The 15,160-nt window shown below is 66.8% G+C and carries 14 protein-coding genes and 2 pseudogenes; 2 read left to right on the top strand and 14 right to left on the bottom strand.

Annotated elements, in window-relative coordinates:
• Positions 1 to 117 precede the first annotated feature (117 nt).
• On the bottom strand, positions 118 to 243 hold the full coding sequence (locus ACW9UL_RS11675) for a hypothetical protein (RefSeq protein ID WP_457787099.1): 126 nt from the start codon (positions 241 to 243) through the stop codon (positions 118 to 120).
• Between the two features lie 451 nt (positions 244 to 694).
• Positions 695 to 793: pseudogene (locus ACW9UL_RS11670) on the bottom strand (JAB domain-containing protein); the annotation flags it as partial.
• 1 nt (position 794) lies between these two features.
• Between ACW9UL_RS11670 and ACW9UL_RS11665 the strand changes: the two are divergent.
• Positions 795 to 1,381 (top strand): annotated as a pseudogene (locus ACW9UL_RS11665) (oxaloacetate decarboxylase); the annotation flags it as partial.
• 75 nt (positions 1,382 to 1,456) lie between these two features.
• On the opposite strand, the gene ACW9UL_RS11660 reads toward ACW9UL_RS11665, so the two are convergent.
• The 3 genes from ACW9UL_RS11660 to ACW9UL_RS11650 are packed head-to-tail and all read right to left on the bottom strand — an operon-like array spanning position 1,457 to position 2,086.
• Positions 1,457 to 1,579, bottom strand: a complete 123-nt coding sequence (locus tag ACW9UL_RS11660; protein WP_457787098.1) for a hypothetical protein — start codon at positions 1,577 to 1,579, stop codon at positions 1,457 to 1,459.
• Positions 1,579 to 1,788, bottom strand: coding sequence for a hypothetical protein (locus ACW9UL_RS11655; protein ID WP_457787097.1), 210 nt, complete (start codon positions 1,786 to 1,788; stop codon positions 1,579 to 1,581). The genes ACW9UL_RS11660 and ACW9UL_RS11655 overlap by 1 nt, the downstream gene beginning before the upstream one ends.
• Before the next feature lie 19 nt (positions 1,789 to 1,807).
• Entirely contained in the window at positions 1,808 to 2,086 is a 279-nt protein-coding gene (locus tag ACW9UL_RS11650; protein WP_031302901.1) for a peptidylprolyl isomerase, read from the bottom strand.
• Between the two features lie 149 nt (positions 2,087 to 2,235).
• Between ACW9UL_RS11650 and ACW9UL_RS11645 the strand changes: the two genes are divergently transcribed.
• Positions 2,236 to 3,459, top strand: coding sequence for a PilT/PilU family type 4a pilus ATPase (locus ACW9UL_RS11645; RefSeq protein WP_457787096.1), 1,224 nt, complete (start codon positions 2,236 to 2,238; stop codon positions 3,457 to 3,459).
• A 1-nt stretch (position 3,460) separates the two neighbouring features.
• Here the strand turns inward: ACW9UL_RS11645 and ACW9UL_RS11640 are convergent, their stop codons facing one another.
• The 9 genes from ACW9UL_RS11640 to ACW9UL_RS11600 form a co-directional block, all read right to left on the bottom strand.
• Complete coding sequence (locus ACW9UL_RS11640; protein ID WP_457790947.1) at positions 3,461 to 4,111, bottom strand: substrate-binding periplasmic protein; 651 nt, start codon at positions 4,109 to 4,111, stop codon at positions 3,461 to 3,463.
• Positions 4,112 to 4,315: 204 nt separating this feature from the next.
• A complete protein-coding gene (locus ACW9UL_RS11635) occupies positions 4,316 to 5,287 on the bottom strand; it encodes a sensor domain-containing diguanylate cyclase (RefSeq protein WP_397498516.1) in 972 nt (323 codons plus the stop codon).
• A complete protein-coding gene (locus ACW9UL_RS11630) occupies positions 5,274 to 6,104 on the bottom strand; it encodes an alpha/beta fold hydrolase (protein WP_457787095.1) in 831 nt (276 codons plus the stop codon). Before ACW9UL_RS11630 ends, ACW9UL_RS11635 begins: the two co-directional genes overlap by 14 nt.
• Positions 6,105 to 6,305: 201 nt before the next feature.
• On the bottom strand, positions 6,306 to 8,261 hold the full coding sequence (locus ACW9UL_RS11625) for an acetoacetate--CoA ligase (RefSeq protein WP_457787094.1): 1,956 nt from the start codon (positions 8,259 to 8,261) through the stop codon (positions 6,306 to 6,308).
• Positions 8,262 to 8,401: 140 nt separating this feature from the next.
• A complete protein-coding gene (locus ACW9UL_RS11620) occupies positions 8,402 to 9,301 on the bottom strand; it encodes a hydroxymethylglutaryl-CoA lyase (protein WP_457787093.1) in 900 nt (299 codons plus the stop codon).
• Positions 9,302 to 9,482: 181 nt separating this feature from the next.
• Entirely contained in the window at positions 9,483 to 11,417 is a 1,935-nt protein-coding gene (locus tag ACW9UL_RS11615) for an acetyl/propionyl/methylcrotonyl-CoA carboxylase subunit alpha (protein ID WP_457787092.1), read from the bottom strand.
• Positions 11,414 to 12,214, bottom strand: coding sequence for a gamma-carboxygeranoyl-CoA hydratase (locus ACW9UL_RS11610; RefSeq protein WP_457787091.1), 801 nt, complete (start codon positions 12,212 to 12,214; stop codon positions 11,414 to 11,416). The genes ACW9UL_RS11615 and ACW9UL_RS11610 overlap by 4 nt, the downstream gene beginning before the upstream one ends.
• Positions 12,215 to 12,314: 100 nt before the next feature.
• Positions 12,315 to 13,922, bottom strand: coding sequence for a carboxyl transferase domain-containing protein (locus tag ACW9UL_RS11605; RefSeq protein ID WP_457787090.1), 1,608 nt, complete (start codon positions 13,920 to 13,922; stop codon positions 12,315 to 12,317).
• 69 nt (positions 13,923 to 13,991) lie between these two features.
• Positions 13,992 to 15,155, bottom strand: a complete 1,164-nt coding sequence (locus tag ACW9UL_RS11600; RefSeq protein WP_457787089.1) for an isovaleryl-CoA dehydrogenase — start codon at positions 15,153 to 15,155, stop codon at positions 13,992 to 13,994.
• Between the last annotated feature and the right edge of the window lie 5 nt (positions 15,156 to 15,160).

The raw sequence follows: 15,160 nt of genomic DNA, 5'->3' as shown, positions 1-15,160 counted from the left end.
GACGGCGCGGCCTTCACGGCCGCCGAAGGCTTCAGCGGTAGCACGGTAGAGAACGTTTTCGATGGTCATGGCGGTATTCCTCTTGAGATGCGATTGGGGTGCGTAGGTATTCGTCGATCAGCCTTCGTGGCTGATCAGCCATTCGGGGTACAGGCCCTTGCCGTTCTGGCTGGGTTGGCCGTTGTCGGCCAGCACCGGGGCGGAAAGAATCAGCGTGGCGGTCAGTGCGATCAGGGTTTTCATCGGTTTCTCCAGGGCTTCGGTGGGTAGCAGGTGGAGACGACTGCGGAGTCTCCGCGGAATGTTTAGCGCTAATGTTTTGTGCGCAAGTCATTTCCATGGAGAGAACTTTAGTACGCATACATTTTGCGCGCAAGATAATTTTTTGAGTATTTCGCTATAGCCCTAGAAGTTCAGGGCATAAGCAGGGCTAAGGGGGCACAACCTGTTCAACGAGCGCTACATCACTAACAACCAGGGCGACAGTCTGCTCGATGTCGGTGCGCCGCTGACCCTCGGCATGGCCACTCTCTACGACCTCTAGGGCTCGCAGGTACTGGGGAACGAAGAGCGGCGGCAAGGGGGCCATCGCCAGCAATCAATACAGGCTCGTTGTCTTGTTCTGCCTCGGGGCGGGGGTAGTCCGTTTCGACGATTCCGGTGCAGCAAGAAGGGGGGGCGATGCCCCCTCGGTTCAGAGCAACCCACGCTCGGCGAAAGATACCGTGCGTTGGCCTGCCACGATGATGTGATCCAGCGAGCGGACATCGACCAGCGCCAAGGCTTCTTTCAACGGCAACGCGCTCAACGCGATGCGCACGGTGATCGAGCTGGAGCGCGCCGGCGTCGCCGCATTGACCCTCGAAGACACCTGTTGCCGGCCCAGTTCGGCCGCAAATCCTACGACCTGATCAGCGTCGAGGAGGGCGTCGGCAAGCTGCGCGCCGCCCAGGAGGTGCGCGACGACAGCGCCCTGGCGATCATCGGTCGCACCCATGCCGGCGTGCAGCCGCTGACCGAGGTGGTCCTGCGCACCCGCGCCTATCAGGATGTCGGCGCCGACGCCATCTGCCTGGTCGGGGTGAGGGACTTCGCCCACCTCGAGGCTATCGCCGAGGGTCTGCGCGTGCCGCTGATGCTGGTCACCTACGGCAACCCGGATTTGCGCGACGACGGCCGTCTGGCCGAGTTGGGCGTGCGCATCGTGGTGGACGGTCACGCCGCCTACTTCGCGGCGATCAAGGCCACCTACGACAGCCTGCGCGAGCAACGTGGCATCGCCGTCGACAACGGCCTCAGCGCCTCGCAACTGGTGAGCAAGTACACCAGCTCCGACGATTACATCGCCTGGGCACGGGAGTATATGAACGTCAAGGAATAAGGCCGTGGTCAGGTACGCTGGAGTGGGGCGTCCGTTGCCATTGTCAGTGGCCTGCTGCAGTCGATCCCGGGTCGCCTACTCGTTCTGTTCGGTGAGTTCTTCGTGGAAGCCTTCGGCGCCGAGACGCCAGTAGGCGGCCACGCGCATGGCCTGCTTGGGGGGCTGGGTGTCCACCAGGATGCGGCGGATGCCTTTCATCAGCGCGGCTCGGCGGACCGGCGCAGCCCCGTCTGCAGCTGACCGCCGCGGGCCAGGCCGTGCCCCAGACGCTGCAGCGTCAGGGCCGGCACCTGGGCGAGGTGGCGGTGCGGGGGGCTGTCCGCCGCGGAGCGGCAGGCGCTGGTGGACTCGCTCAGACGGGTCGGCGCCAAGCTGAGCGGCGAGTCTGCGAGCTGAGGCGCTAGCATCTGTTGCTCGCGCGGCTGGTCAGTCGCGATAGAACACCTGGATCAGGTGATAGCCGAACTGGGTCTTCACCGGGCCATGCACCTCGCGCAGCGGCTTCTTGAAGATCACCTGGTCCACCGCCCGCACCATCTGCCCCGGACGCACTTCGCCGAGGTCGCCGCCTTTCTTGCCGGAGGGGCAGGTGGAGTACTTGCGCGCCAGCACGTCGAAGGCTTCGCCGGCGGCGATGCGTTTCTTCAGCGCCGCCGCTTCCGCTTCGGTCTTGACCAGGATGTGGCGGGCCATTGCCTTTGCCATATGACGGGCTCCTCAAATTTGCCGGGCTGCTATTGTGCCAGCATCCATAGCGCCAGCAGAATGGCGCCAGATTTTGGGTCATGCATTGCCCGCGACGCCGGCGAATGATGGCCTATGGTATTTCAATCGCGCCTCACGGAAACGTCGCCATGGATCTCCACGCAATGCTGAAAATCCTGTCCAGCCAGGACGGTTCCGACCTCTACCTGTCCACCGGGGCGCCGCCTTGCGCCAAGTTCAACGGCGTGCTCAAGGCGCTCAGCCAGGAGCCGATGAAGTCCGGCGACGTGGCGGCCATCGCCGAGTCGATCATGGACAGCGCCCAGCGCGAGGAATTCGAGCGCGAGCTGGAGATGAACCTGGCGATCTCCCTGGCCGGCGTCGGGCGTTTTCGCATCAACATCTTCAAGCAGCGCAACGAAGTCTCGATAGTGGCGCGCAATATCAAGCTGGACATTCCGCGCTTCGAGGACCTCAAGCTGCCCGAGGTGCTGCTCAGCACGGTGATGGAGAAGCGCGGGCTGGTGCTGTTCGTCGGCGGCACCGGCTCGGGCAAGTCGACCTCGCTGGCGGCGCTGATCGACTACCGCAACCGCAACAGCGGCGGCCATATCATCACCATCGAGGACCCGGTGGAGTACGTGCACCGGCACAAGAAGTCGATCATCAACCAGCGCGAGGTGGGGGTGGACACCCGCAGTTTCCACGCCGCGCTGAAGAACACCCTGCGCCAGGCACCGGACGTGATCCTGATCGGCGAGATCCGCGACCGCGAGACCATGGAACATGCCCTGGCCTTCGCCGACACCGGCCACCTGGCCATCTCCACCCTGCATGCGAACAACGCCAACCAGGCGCTGGACCGCATCATCAACTTCTTCCCCGAGGATCGCCGCCCGCAGCTGCTCAACGACCTGGGCAACAACCTCAAGGCCTTCGTCTCCCAGCGCCTGGTCAAGACCGTGGACGGCAAGCGCCGTGCGGCGGTGGAGGTGATGCTGGGCACGCCGACGGTGCGCGACCTGATCAAGCGCAACGAGTTCTCCGAGCTCAAGGAGATCATGGAAAAGTCGAAGAACCTCGGCATGCAGACCTTCGACCAGGCGCTGATCGATCTGGTCCACGAGGGCGCCATCGACGAGGAGGAGGCGGTGAAGAACGCCGACTCGGCGAACAACGTGCGCCTGAAGCTCAAGCTCTACCGCGACAACCCGGCCAATGCCGCGCCGGCGGCCGCCGCGGCAGCCCGACCGGCAGCGGCGCCGGTCAGCGCGCCGAAGGTGGCCGATGCCGGCGACTGGGGCCTGGAGCTCAAGCTGGAAGACATCGAGGAGGACCTGCCGCCGGAGGATCCGGGGCGGCAGGGGATCTGACTCAACGCGGCTCGGGCCGATAGGCCTCGATCAGGCGCTGGCTGATGCCCTCGTCGTGCAGGCTCTGCACGGCGGCGCGCAGGTTTTCCACCAGTTGCACGTCGCAGTCCCTGGAGCAGGCCAGGTAGAGGTCGGTGCTGGCCAGCGCCGGGCTCATCTGCAGCTCGCGCTTGGAGTGCTGTGGCCAGATATACAGCGCCTCCGGCACGCCGGTGAACCAGGCGTCGATACGCCCGCGCTCGAGCAGGTGAACGGGGTTTTCGCCCAGGTTGTGGGTGACGATCTGCCGGTCGGCGAAGCCCTGCGTTCTGAGGATTTCCACCTGCGCCGTGCCCAGGCCGACACCGATGCGCCGGTAGCGCTGGCGTGCCTCGGCGAAGCTCTGCACCGGCTCGTCGAGGCTGAAGAAGGCGCGTTCCAGCGGCATGATCGGCGCGATCCAGGTATACAGCGCTTCGCGCTGCGGGGTGCGCGAAAGGGGAATGATCAGCTGGTTGCGGCCGCCGGCGACCGTGCGCTGGGCGCGAGCCCAGGGCTCGACCTTGAGCTCGGCGAGGTAGCCCGCGCGAGCCAGGGCGGCCAGGGTGATATCGCCGACCATGCCGTAGCCGGCCTCGAATGCGACCAGGGTCAGCGGTGGCGCTTCCGGCATGTACAGCTCGACGACTTCCTCGGCCTGACCGGTGGCGGCCAGGGCGAGCAGGGCGCAGCAGCAGAGTTGACGTAGCGACACGGCAGGGTTCCCAGTAGGAGGGTCTTACTCGAGTATACGCAGCACGGTCACGGGCTACCTGTGACGCCGCGCGGCTCTTGCTCATGCGGCGGCAGGCGGCCAGGATCGACCCCGTGCGCCGGCTCAGCGGCGGTCATGGCGAACGCTGCGATTGCGTCCCTGGGCCTTGGCCGCGTACAGCGCCGTGTCGGCCTCTTCGAGGAGTTGTTCGAGGTAGCGCTCGGGGTCTTGCCCCTGCGGTACGAGGTTGGCGATACCGATGCTCACGGTAAGGCGCTGGTCGGCGATCTGCAGCAGGGAAACCTGCTCGTGCACGCGCCGGGCGATGACTGCGGCCTCGTCTCCATCGGCGAACGGCAGCCACAGCGCGAACTCCTCGCCGCCGTAGCGCACGACGCTGTCCTGGCTGCGCACGCTCTTGAGCAGTTGCTGGGCCAGCTCGATGAGCACCCGATCGCCCTCGGCATGGCCGAAGCGGTCGTTGATCTGCTTGAAGTAGTCGATATCGATCAGCAGCAGGCTGGCGTGCGCCTGCGCGCTGACCGTTGCCGTCCACTGTTCTACGTGCAGCGACAGCGCCCGGCGGTTGCCCAGCGCAGTCAGTGGGTCGGTGTGGCTCAGCTGCGCGAACTGTTCCGCCTCGCTCTTGATCTCCACGGCGTATTCGGCGAGCTGGGCGTAGGCGCTCTGCAGGGCGAGGTTGGCCTTGGCCAGCTGCGCCGCGTTTTCCTGCGCTTGCTCGCGGGCCTTGAGCAGTTCGGCCTCGAATCGCTGACGATCCTTGGCGACGAAGAACAGCCAGATCACCTCGCGTTCGCCATCCACCTCGCTCATCCGGGCATTGGCCATCACCGGGATGTGCTGTTGATCCGTCGCCAGTAGCTGCAGGTGCAGTTCGTTGAATTCGCCGTTTCTGAGCAGCAGTGGCCAGGCATGGGTGTGCAGGAAGATGCGGCTCGCCGGCGGGAAGTAATGATCCATGCTGTCGACCAGCAGGACGCCGGCCAGGCGCTTGAAGTCGTGGTTGGAGTGCTTGATCTGGCCGTTGCAGTCGGTCACCAGCACTGGACAGGGCAGGCGTTCAAGGTAGAACAAGGTGATGGCTTCCTTGCAGGTAGCGGAGCATGGCGACGGCGACCAGCTCCGGGTGGCTCATGTGGGCGCAGTGGCCGCTGACGTCGAGGATCTCGAGGGTACTCGCTTTGAGGTGAGTGTGCAGGTAGTCGGCTACCGCTGGCGGTACCAGCGCATCGCGACGGTGATGCAGGATCAGGCTGGGCACCGGGCAGTGCGGCAGCGCGGCGCGTATGTCGGAGCTGAAGGTGGCCTCGGCGAACAGGCGCGCCATCAGCGGGTCGGTCGAGCAAAAGCTGTCGGACAGCTGCGCGGTCACCGGCTGGCCCGCCTCCGCGCCGGACACCAGCGGCGCGAAGTGCTGCGTCCAGCCCAGATAGTTGTGCGCCATCAGCTCCAGCAGACTGTCCAGGTAGCTGCGCCGAAAGCCGCCTTCGTAGGCCGGCGGGTCGCTGAGGAAACAGGGCGAGGGACCGAGCAGCACGAGTCGGGAGAACAACGATGGCCGTTCGATGGCGGCGAGTATGCCGATGCTGCAGCTGACCGAGTGGCCGACGAAGGTGATGTCACCGCTCAGTTGCAGGGCGTCGCAAACCTCCAGTAGGTCCTGGACATAGCCCTCGAGCAGTCGATAGCGGTCGGCATCGAACGCGCTGGCGTCGGAGCGGCCGCTACCCACGTAGTCGAACAATACCTGCCGGTAGTGCGGTGCAAATGCTGGTGTGAGCTTGCTCCACATCTCCTGACTGCAGCCGAAGCCGTGGCCGTAGACCAGCACCGGGGCGTCGGCATGCGCCGGCAGCAGCTGCTGAACATGGTTGCGCTGGATGATACTCACGCGGTCACCTCGACAAGCGAAAGCACCTCGCTGAGCGAGGTTGCGAACTCGCGAGGGCGTAAAAATGACGCCAGTATAGGTACTTTCGATTGGCGGAAGGCGATTTGCTATCAGTCTTCCGCGGCGCGGGGACTGCAAGGGTTTGAGCCCGATGGCAGCATCGTTCGGCTCGTCGCCTGGCGTGGATAGGGCGGGTTGCGGCTATTGCCGCAGCTGCGGCAGGTCGCGGAACAGCTCCAGCGCCTGCGGATTGGCCAGGGCATCGGTGTTCTTCACCGGCCGGCCATGCACCACGTTGCGCACCGCCAGCTCGACCAGCTTGCCGCTGATGGTGCGCGGGATATCGGCCACCGCGACGATCTTCGCCGGCACGTGACGGGCGGTGGTGTTGGCCTGGATCACCTGGCGGATCTCGCTTTCCAGCGCCTCATCCAGCACCACGCCCTCGCGCAGGCGGACGAACAGCACCACGCGCACATCGCCAGCCCAGTCCTGGCCGATGGCGATGGATTCCAGCACCTGCGGCACCTTTTCCACCTGGCGGTAGATCTCCGCGGTGCCGATGCGCACGCCGCCCGGATTCAGCACCGCATCGGAGCGGCCGTGGATCACCAGGCCGCCGTGCGCGGTTTCCTCGGCGTAGTCGCCATGGGCCCAGACGCCGGGGAAGGTGGCGAAATAGGCAGCGCGGAATTTCTCGCCGCCTTCGTCGTTCCAGAAACCCAGCGGCATCGAGGGAAAGTGCCGGGCGCAGACCAGTTCGCCTTTCTCGCCGGTCACCGGCTGGCCACTGTCGTTCCACACCTGCACGTCCATGCCCAGGCCCTTGCACTGCAGCTCGCCGCGCCACACCGGCAGCACCGGGTTGCCGAGGGCGAAGCAGGAGACGATATCGGTGCCGCCGGAAATGGACGACAGGCACAGGTCGGTCTTGAAGTCGCGATAGACGAAGTCGAAGCTCTCGTGGGCCAGCGGCGAGCCGGTGGAGAGAAGCGCCTTCAGGCGTTGCAATTTGTGCGTTTCGCGCGGCTTGGTGCCGGCCTTCTGCAGCGCGGCGAGGTATTTGGCGCTGGTGCCGAAGATGCTGATGCCCTCGGCATCGATCAGCTCGATCAGGCGTTCGGGCCCTGGATGGAAGGGCGAGCCGTCGAACAGCACCAGGGTGGCGCCCAGGGCCAGGCCTGAGACCAGCCAGTTCCACATCATCCAGCCGCAGGTGGTGTAGTAGAACAGGCAGTCATCGGCCGTCAGGTCGGTGTGCAGGCCGAGTTCCTTGACGTGCTGCAGCAGGGTGCCGCCCACGCCGTGGACGATGCACTTGGGCACGCCGGTGGTGCCGCTGGAGTAGAGGATGTATAGCGGCTGATCGAAGGGCACGGCAGTGAATTCGGGTTCGCCGCCGGGCTGGTAGAAGTCCAGCCATAGCGCCACTCGGGCCTGGGTGCTGAAGTCGGCGGGCTTCGCCTCGGGCCGGGAGTAGGGCACGACGACGAGTTGCTCCAGGCTCGGCAGGCGTTCGAGGATTTCACCCAGCTTGGCGGCCAGGTCCAGGTTCTTGCCGGCGTAGCGGTAGCCGGCGGCGGCGATCAGCACCTTGGGCTCGATCTGGCCGAAGCGGTCGATCACCCCCTGGGTGCCGAAGTCCGGCGAGCAGGACGACCAGGTGGCGCCGAGGCTGGTGGCAGCGAGCATGCCCACCACCGTCTGCCAGGTGTTGGGCATAAAGGCCGCGACCCGGTCGCCGACGCCCACGCCGGCCTCGCGAAGGCTGCGCTGCAGGCCGGCGACATGCCCGGCCAGCTCCAGGTAGCTGAGCTGCTCGCGGCTGCCGTCTTCGCCCACGGCCACCAGCGCCGGATGCGGGTCGCGGCGGCGCAGCAGGTGTTCGGCGAAATTCAGCCGGGCGCCGGGGAACCAGTCGGCGTCGGGCATGGCCGGGCCCTCGCGCAGCACCTGCTCGGCGGGCGCGCTGAAGCGAATCTCGAAGAAATCGACGATGGCCTGCCAGAAGGCCTCGCGCTGTTCGATGCTCCAGGCGTGCAGGGCCGGGTAGTCGGCCAGTTCGAGGCCGTGGCGCCGGTTGATCAGGCGGCGGAAGGCATCCAGGCGGGTAGCGGCGATACGTTCGGCGGAGGGCGTCCAGAGAGGCTGCTGCATGGCCGGTCCTCGTCGTTGCTTGTCGGTACTTTCTACCCTAGCGCAAGCGGGCGGGGTTGCCTTGACGCGCAGCGACGCTCCTCACCACCTTGCCGACCTTTTTGTTGGGGAGATGGCCTTGCACCTATGCCGCGGTGGCCTTACTGGCTCAGGCGTGCGCGCGCCACCCGCGAGCCGTTGGCCTTGCCCAGCACCTCGCAGATGCGCTGGCCGGCGGCGATCAGCTTGTCCATGTCGATGCCGGTGTCGATGCCCAGACCTTGCAGCATGTACAGCACGTCCTCGGTGGCGACGTTGCCGGTGGCGCCCTTGGCGTAGGGACAGCCGCCGAGGCCGGCGACCGAACTGTCGAACACCTGGATGCCTTCGAGCAGGCTGGCGTAGATATTGGCCAGGGCCTGGCCGTAGGTGTCGTGGAAATGCCCGGCCAGCAGGTGGCGGGGGATCTCGCGGCCGACCACGTTGATCAGGTGGCGGGTCTTGCCCGGCGTGCCGGTGCCGATGGTGTCGCCGAGCGATACCTCGTAGCAACCCATGGCGTACAGCTCGCGGGCGACGCTGGCGACCTGCGCCGGGTCGATCTCGCCGTCGTAGGGGCAGCCGAGCACGCAGGACACATAGCCGCGCACGCGCACCTTGGCGGCCTTGGCCGCCTCCATCAGCGGCACGAAGCGCGCCAGGCTCTCGGCGATGGAGCAGTTGATGTTCTTCTGCGAAAAGGCCTCGCTGGCGGCGGCGAATACCGCCACCTCTTCGACCTCGGCCTGCAGGGCGGCCTCGAAGCCTTTCAGGTTCGGCGTCAGCGCCGCGTAGGTGACGCCCGGCTGGCGCTGGATGGCGGCGAACACCTCGGCTGAGCCGGCCATCTGCGGCACCCATTTGGGCGAGACGAAGCTACCAACCTCGACATAACCGAGGCCGGCGGCGCTCAGGTCGTCCACCAGGCGCACCTTGTCGGCCACGCTGATCGGCTGTTTCTCGTTCTGCAGGCCGTCGCGCGGGCCGACTTCGACCAGGCGTACGGATTTGGGCAGGCTCATCGGGGTTCCTCGTATGTATCCGTTGTCATCGCGCGTGCGCGGTGGCGTAGGGTGCGCCGTGCGCACCATGGGGTTTGGCTATCTTAGGGCGCTTGCTGCGCATGACGCACGACAGCGTAGGGTGGATGTCGCTTTTTACATCCACCAACGCAGCCGTTGGTGCGCATGGCGCACCCTGCGGCTACTCGATCTCCACCAGCACCGCGCCGTCGCTGACCAGCTCGCCTTCGCGGCAGTAGATGGCCTTGACCGTACCGGTCTCGGGCGCGCGGATGCTGTGCTCCATCTTCATCGCCTCCAGCACCACCAGGGCGGTGCCGGCCTCCACGGCCTGGCCCGGCTCGACCAGCACGCGGACGATGCTACCGTTCATCGGCGCGGTCAGGCCGCCGTGCTGATGATGGCTGGCCTCGGCGGCGGCGATCGGGTCGAAGCGGCTGACCGCGTGCAGTTCGCCGTGCCACTGCAGGTACAGGGTGTCGCCCTGGCGGATCGCAGGCAGGCGCTGCTGCGCCGCGCCGGGCACCAGCAGGCTGTCGCCCTGGAGCTGCGCCTGGCCGCTGGCGCGCACCTTGCGGCTGCTGCCCTGGCAGTTCAGGTGCAGTTCGATCTCCGCCGGGCCGCCGCTGCGCCAGCCGCTGCGCGCGGCCCAGGGCGAATGGGCATCGTCGGCGCGGCGGCGTGCGGCTTCGCTCTGGATAAAGGCATCGGCCGCCAGTTGCCAGAAGGCCTCCGGCAGTTCGCTCGGCGGCGGCAGCAGCTGCGCCTCGTGGCGCGGGATAAAGCCGGTGTCCAGCTCGGCAGCGGCGAAGGCCGGGTGGGCCAGCACACGACGCAGGAAGGCCAGGTTGGTCTTGACCCCGCCGACCAGGGTTTCGTCGAGCATGGCCAAGAGGCGCAGGCGCGCTTCCTCGCGGTTCTCGCCCCAGGCGATGACCTTGCCGAGCATGGGGTCGTAGAAGGGCGAGACCACATCGCCCTGGGCCACGCCGCTGTCGGTACGCCGGCCGGGGCCGGCGGCAGCTTCGCGGTATAGCGCCAGGGTGCCGGTGGCCGGGAGGAAGTCGTGGTCCGGATCTTCCGCGTACAGGCGCACCTCGATGGCGTGGCCGTTAAGCGGCACTTGTTCCTGCGTGATCGGCAGCGCCTCGCCGCGGGCGACGCGAATCTGCCAAGCCACCAGGTCGAGGCCGGTGATCAGCTCGGTGACCGGGTGTTCCACCTGCAGGCGGGTGTTCATCTCCATAAAGAAGAAGTCGCCGCGCTCGTCCAGCAAAAACTCCACGGTGCCGGCGCCGACGTAGCCGATGGCCTGGGCGGCCTTGACCGCCGCCTCGCCCATGGCGCGGCGCAGTTCGGGCGACAGGCCGGGAGCGGGAGCTTCTTCCACCACCTTCTGGTGGCGGCGCTGGATCGAGCAGTCGCGCTCGTTCAGGTACAGGCAGTGGCCGTGCCGGTCGGCGAATACCTGGATCTCCACGTGGCGCGGCTTGAGTACGTATTTTTCCACCAGCATGCGCGAGTCGCCGAACGACGACTGCGCCTCGCGCTGGGCGCTGGCCAGGGCCTCGGCCAGCTCGCTTTCGCGCTCGACCACCTTCATGCCCTTGCCGCCACCGCCGGCAGCGGCCTTGAGCAGCACCGGGTAGCCGATGCGCTCGGCGGCCTGGCGGAAGGTGTCGATATCCTGCGCTTCGCCGTGATAGCCCGGCACCAGCGGTACGCCGGCGGCCTCCATCAGGGCCTTGGCCGCGGACTTGCTGCCCATGGCGTCGATGGCCGAGGCGGGCGGGCCGAGGAAGATCAGCCCGGCCTCTTCGATGGCGCGGGCGAAGCCGGCGTTTTCCGAGAGAAAGCCATAGCCGGGGTGGATGGCCTGGGCGCCGCTGGCCCTGGCCGCGTCGATCAGTTTGTCGATCAGCAGGTAGCTTTCTGCCGGCTTGGCACCGCCCAGGTTCACCGCCAAATCGGCCTCGCGCACATGCCGCGCCGTGGCGTCGATGGCACTGTGCACCGCCACGGTACGAATGCCCATGGCCTTGGCCGTGCGCATCACGCGGCAGGCGATCTCGCCGCGGTTGGCGACCAGCAGGGTGTCGATAGGCTTGAGGTTCATGCTTGTTGCTCCTGCCAGGCGGGCGTGCGTTTGTCGAGGAAGGCGCGCAGGCCTTCCTGGCCTTCGGCGCTGACGCGCAGACGGGCGATGGCGTTCTCGGTATAGCGGCGCAGGGCCGGCGTCAGTTCGCCGCTGCCAACTTCGCGCAGCAGGTCCTTGCTGGCGCGCATGGCCTGCGGGCTATTGAGCAGCAGGTTGGCGACCCAGGCCTCGGCCTGGGTATCGAGCTCGGCGGCTGGGCAGGTTTCGGCCAGCAGGCCCAGCTCGCGGGCGCGGTGGCCGTCGAAGCGCTCGGCGGTCAGCGCATAGCGCTTGGCCGCGCGTTCGCCCAGGGCCTGGACCACGAAGGGGCTGATCACCGCCGGGGCCAGGCCGATACGCACCTCGGACAGGGAGAACAGGCTGTCCTCGGCGCCGATGGCCATGTCGCAGCAACTGACCAGGCCCACCGCACCGCCGAAGGCCGCGCCCTGCACCACGGCCAGGGTGGGGATCTTCAGTGCGGCCAGGTTGTACATCAGCTCGGCCAGCTCGCGGGCGTCGCTGAGGTTGGCGTTGTAGTCGAGCTCGGCGGCCTGCTGCATCCAGGCCAGGTCGGCACCGGCGGAAAAGTGCTTGCCGCGGCCGCGCAGCAGCAAAAAACGCAGGCTCTTGTCCTCGCCAACGGCGTCGAGGGCGAGGATCAACTCGCGGATCATCGCGGCGTTGAAGGCGTTGTTCTTCTCCGGACGGTTGAGCCAGAGGGTGGCGAAGCCGCGCGGGTCTTTTGCAAGCTCGATGGTGGTGAAGTCGGTCATGGTCATTCCGTAGGGTGCGCCGTGCGCACCGATACATTGGATTCGGTGTGGGAGGGGCTTCAGCCGCGACCTGAAGCGCGGCTGAAGCCCCTCTCACGGATTACATGCGGAACACGCCGAAACGGGTCGGCTCTATCGGTGCGTTGAGGCTGGCCGACAGCGCCAGGGCCAGCACTTCGCGGGTCTGCGCCGGGTCGATCACGCCGTCGTCCCACAGCCGGGCGCTGGAGTAGTAGGCGTGCGCCTGCTTCTCGTACTGCTCGACGATGGGCTGCTTGAGGCGCTGTTCATCCTCGTCCGAATAGTGCTGACCGGCGCGCTCGGCCTGCTCGCGCTTGACCTGCACCAGCACGCCGGCGGCCTGCTGCGCGCCCATCACGCCGATCTTGGCGTTGGGCCACATCCACAGGAAGCGCGGGTCGTAGGCGCGGCCGCACATGCCGTAGTTGCCGGCGCCGAAGCTGCCGCCGATGATCACGGTGAACTTCGGCACCTGGGCGCAGGCCACGGCGGTGACCAGCTTGGCGCCATGCTTGGCGATGCCGCCTTCCTCGTACTTCTTGCCGACCATAAAGCCGGTGATGTTCTGCAGGAACAGCAGTGGGACGCCGCGCTGGCAGGCCAGTTCGACGAAGTGCGCGCCTTTTTGCGCCGACTCGGCGAAGAGGATGCCGTTATTCGCCAGGATCGCCACCGGGTAGCCGTCGATGCGGGCGAAGCCGCAGACCAGGGTGGTACCGAACAGCGCCTTGAATTCATCGAACTGCGAGTCGTCGACGATGCGCGCGATCACCTCGCGCACGTCGAACGGCTGCTTGGCGTCGGCCGGGATCACCCCGTACAGCTCCTCGGCCGGGTAGCGCGGGGCGATGGGCGCGCGGGCGTCGAGCTGGCCGAGCTTGCGCCAGTTGAGGTTGGCGATGCTGCGCCGGGCCAGGGCCAGGGCGTGCTCGTCGTCGTCGGCATAGTGGTCGGCCACGCCGCTGGTCTTGCAGTGCACATCGGCGCCGCCCAGCTCCTCGGCGCTCACCACTTCACCGGTGGCGGCCTTTACCAGCGGCGGGCCGGCCAGAAAGATCGTCGCTTGCTGGCGCACCATGATGGTCTCGTCGCTCATCGCCGGTACATAGGCGCCGCCGGCGGTGCACGAGCCCATCACCACGGCGATCTGCGGAATGCCCAGCGCGCTCATATTGGCCTGGTTGAAGAAGATCCGGCCGAAGTGCTCGCGGTCGGGGAACACCTCGTCCTGACGCGGCAGGTTGGCGCCGCCGGAGTCCACCAGGTAGATGCACGGCAGGCGGTTCTCGCGGGCGATGGCCTGGGCGCGCAGGTGCTTCTTCACGGTCAGCGGGTAGTAGCTGCCGCCTTTTACCGTAGCGTCGTTGGCCACGATCATGCACTCGACGCCTTCGACTCGGCCAATGCCGGCGATCACCCCGGCGGCGGGCACCTCTTCGCCGTAGACCTCGTGGGCGGCGAGCTGGCCGATCTCAAGGAACGGCGAGCCGGGGTCGAGCAGGCGGTTGATGCGTTCGCGCGGCAGCAGCTTGCCGCGCGCGGTGTGGCGCGCCTGGGCCTTCTCGCCGCCGCCTTCGTGCAGGCGGGCGAGCAGGGCGCGCAGGTCGGCGACCTGCTCGAGCATGGCCGCGCTGTTGGCGGCGAACTCGGGGGAGCGGGTATTGATCTGGGTGTGCAGGATGGCCATGGTCGCTTCCTGTAGGGTGCGTCGTGCGCACCCTGCCGTTGTTTTGGTGCGCATGGCGCACCCTACGGATTATTTGGTCTCGTTGAACAGCTCGCGGCCGATCAGCATGCGGCGGATTTCGCTGGTGCCGGCGCCGATCTCGTAGAGCTTGGCGTCGCGCAGCAGGCGGCCGGCCGGGTACTCGTTGGTGTAGCCGTTGCCGCCGAGCAGCTGGATGGTGTCCAGCGCCATCTTGGTGGCCATCTCGGCGGTGTAGAGGATCACCGCCGCGGCGTCCTTGCGCGATTCCTCGCCGCGGTCGCAGGCCTTGGCCACGTTGTACAGGTAGGACTTGGAGGCGTTCATGCCGGCGTACATGTCGGCCAGCTTGCCCTGCACCAGCTGGAACTCGCCGATCGACTGCTTGAACTGCTGGCGCTCGTGCACGTAGGGCAGCACCACGTCCATGCAGGCGCTCATGATCCCGGTGGGGCCGCCGGAGAGCACGGTGCGCTCATAGTCCAGACCGCTCATCAGCACGCGCACGCCGCCGCCTTCGCTGCCTAAGATGTTCTCTTCCGGCACCTCGCAGTCTTCGAACACCAGCTCGCAGGTGTTGGAGCCGCGCATGCCCAGCTTGTCCAGCTTCTGGTGGCGGGAGAAGCCCTTGAAGTCGCGCTCGACGATAAAGGCCGTCATGCCGCGCGAGCCGGCGTTGATGTCGGTCTTGGCGTAGATCACGTAGGTGTTGGCGTCCGGGCCGTTGGTGATCCACATCTTGTTGCCGTTGAGCACATAGCGGTCGCCGCGCTTCTCGGCGCGCAGCTTCATCGATACCACGTCGGAGCCGGCGTTGGGCTCGCTCATGGCCAGGGCGCCGACGTGCTCGCCGGAGCACAGCTTGGGCAGGTACTTGAGCTTCTGCTCGTGAGTGCCGTTCTTGCGGATCTGGTTGACGCACAGGTTCGAGTGCGCGCCGTAGGACAGGCCGACCGAGGCCGAGGCGCGGCTGATTTCTTCCATGGCCACCACGTGGGCCAGGTAACCCATGTTGGTGCCGCCGTATTCCTCTTCCACGGTCATACCCAGCAGGCCCATGTCGCCGAACTTGCGCCACATGTCCATGGGGAACTCGTTGTCGCGGTCGATCTGCGCCGCGCGCGGGGCCAGCTCGGCCTGGGCGAAGTGGTGGACCGCATCGCGCAGCATGTCGATGGTTTCACCGAGGGCGAAGTTGAGGCTGGGGTAGCTCATGGGAC

The organism is Pseudomonas sp. PL-6, assembly GCF_054110165.1.
Note: the sequence above shows the minus strand (reverse complement) of the source record. Positions and strands in the feature narration are given on the sequence as shown.

Excerpts from the sequence above, each read along its gene's own strand:
- ACW9UL_RS11675 (WP_457787099.1), bottom strand. The coding sequence starts at position 243 with ATGAAAACCCTGATCGCACTGACCGCCACGCTGATTCTTTCCGCCCCG.
- ACW9UL_RS11660 (WP_457787098.1), bottom strand. The coding sequence starts at position 1,579 with ATGAAAGGCATCCGCCGCATCCTGGTGGACACCCAGCCCCCCAAGCAG.
- ACW9UL_RS11655 (WP_457787097.1), bottom strand. The coding sequence starts at position 1,788 with ATGCTAGCGCCTCAGCTCGCAGACTCGCCGCTCAGCTTGGCGCCGACC.
- ACW9UL_RS11650 (WP_031302901.1), bottom strand. The coding sequence starts at position 2,086 with ATGGCAAAGGCAATGGCCCGCCACATCCTGGTCAAGACCGAAGCGGAA.
- ACW9UL_RS11645 (WP_457787096.1), top strand. The coding sequence starts at position 2,236 with ATGGATCTCCACGCAATGCTGAAAATCCTGTCCAGCCAGGACGGTTCC.
- ACW9UL_RS11640 (WP_457790947.1), bottom strand. The coding sequence starts at position 4,111 with ATGCCGGAAGCGCCACCGCTGACCCTGGTCGCATTCGAGGCCGGCTAC.
- ACW9UL_RS11625 (WP_457787094.1), bottom strand. The coding sequence starts at position 8,261 with ATGCAGCAGCCTCTCTGGACGCCCTCCGCCGAACGTATCGCCGCTACC.
- ACW9UL_RS11620 (WP_457787093.1), bottom strand. The coding sequence starts at position 9,301 with ATGAGCCTGCCCAAATCCGTACGCCTGGTCGAAGTCGGCCCGCGCGAC.
- ACW9UL_RS11615 (WP_457787092.1), bottom strand. The coding sequence starts at position 11,417 with ATGAACCTCAAGCCTATCGACACCCTGCTGGTCGCCAACCGCGGCGAG.
- ACW9UL_RS11610 (WP_457787091.1), bottom strand. The coding sequence starts at position 12,214 with ATGACCGACTTCACCACCATCGAGCTTGCAAAAGACCCGCGCGGCTTC.
- ACW9UL_RS11605 (WP_457787090.1), bottom strand. The coding sequence starts at position 13,922 with ATGGCCATCCTGCACACCCAGATCAATACCCGCTCCCCCGAGTTCGCC.
- ACW9UL_RS11600 (WP_457787089.1), bottom strand. The coding sequence starts at position 15,155 with ATGAGCTACCCCAGCCTCAACTTCGCCCTCGGTGAAACCATCGACATG.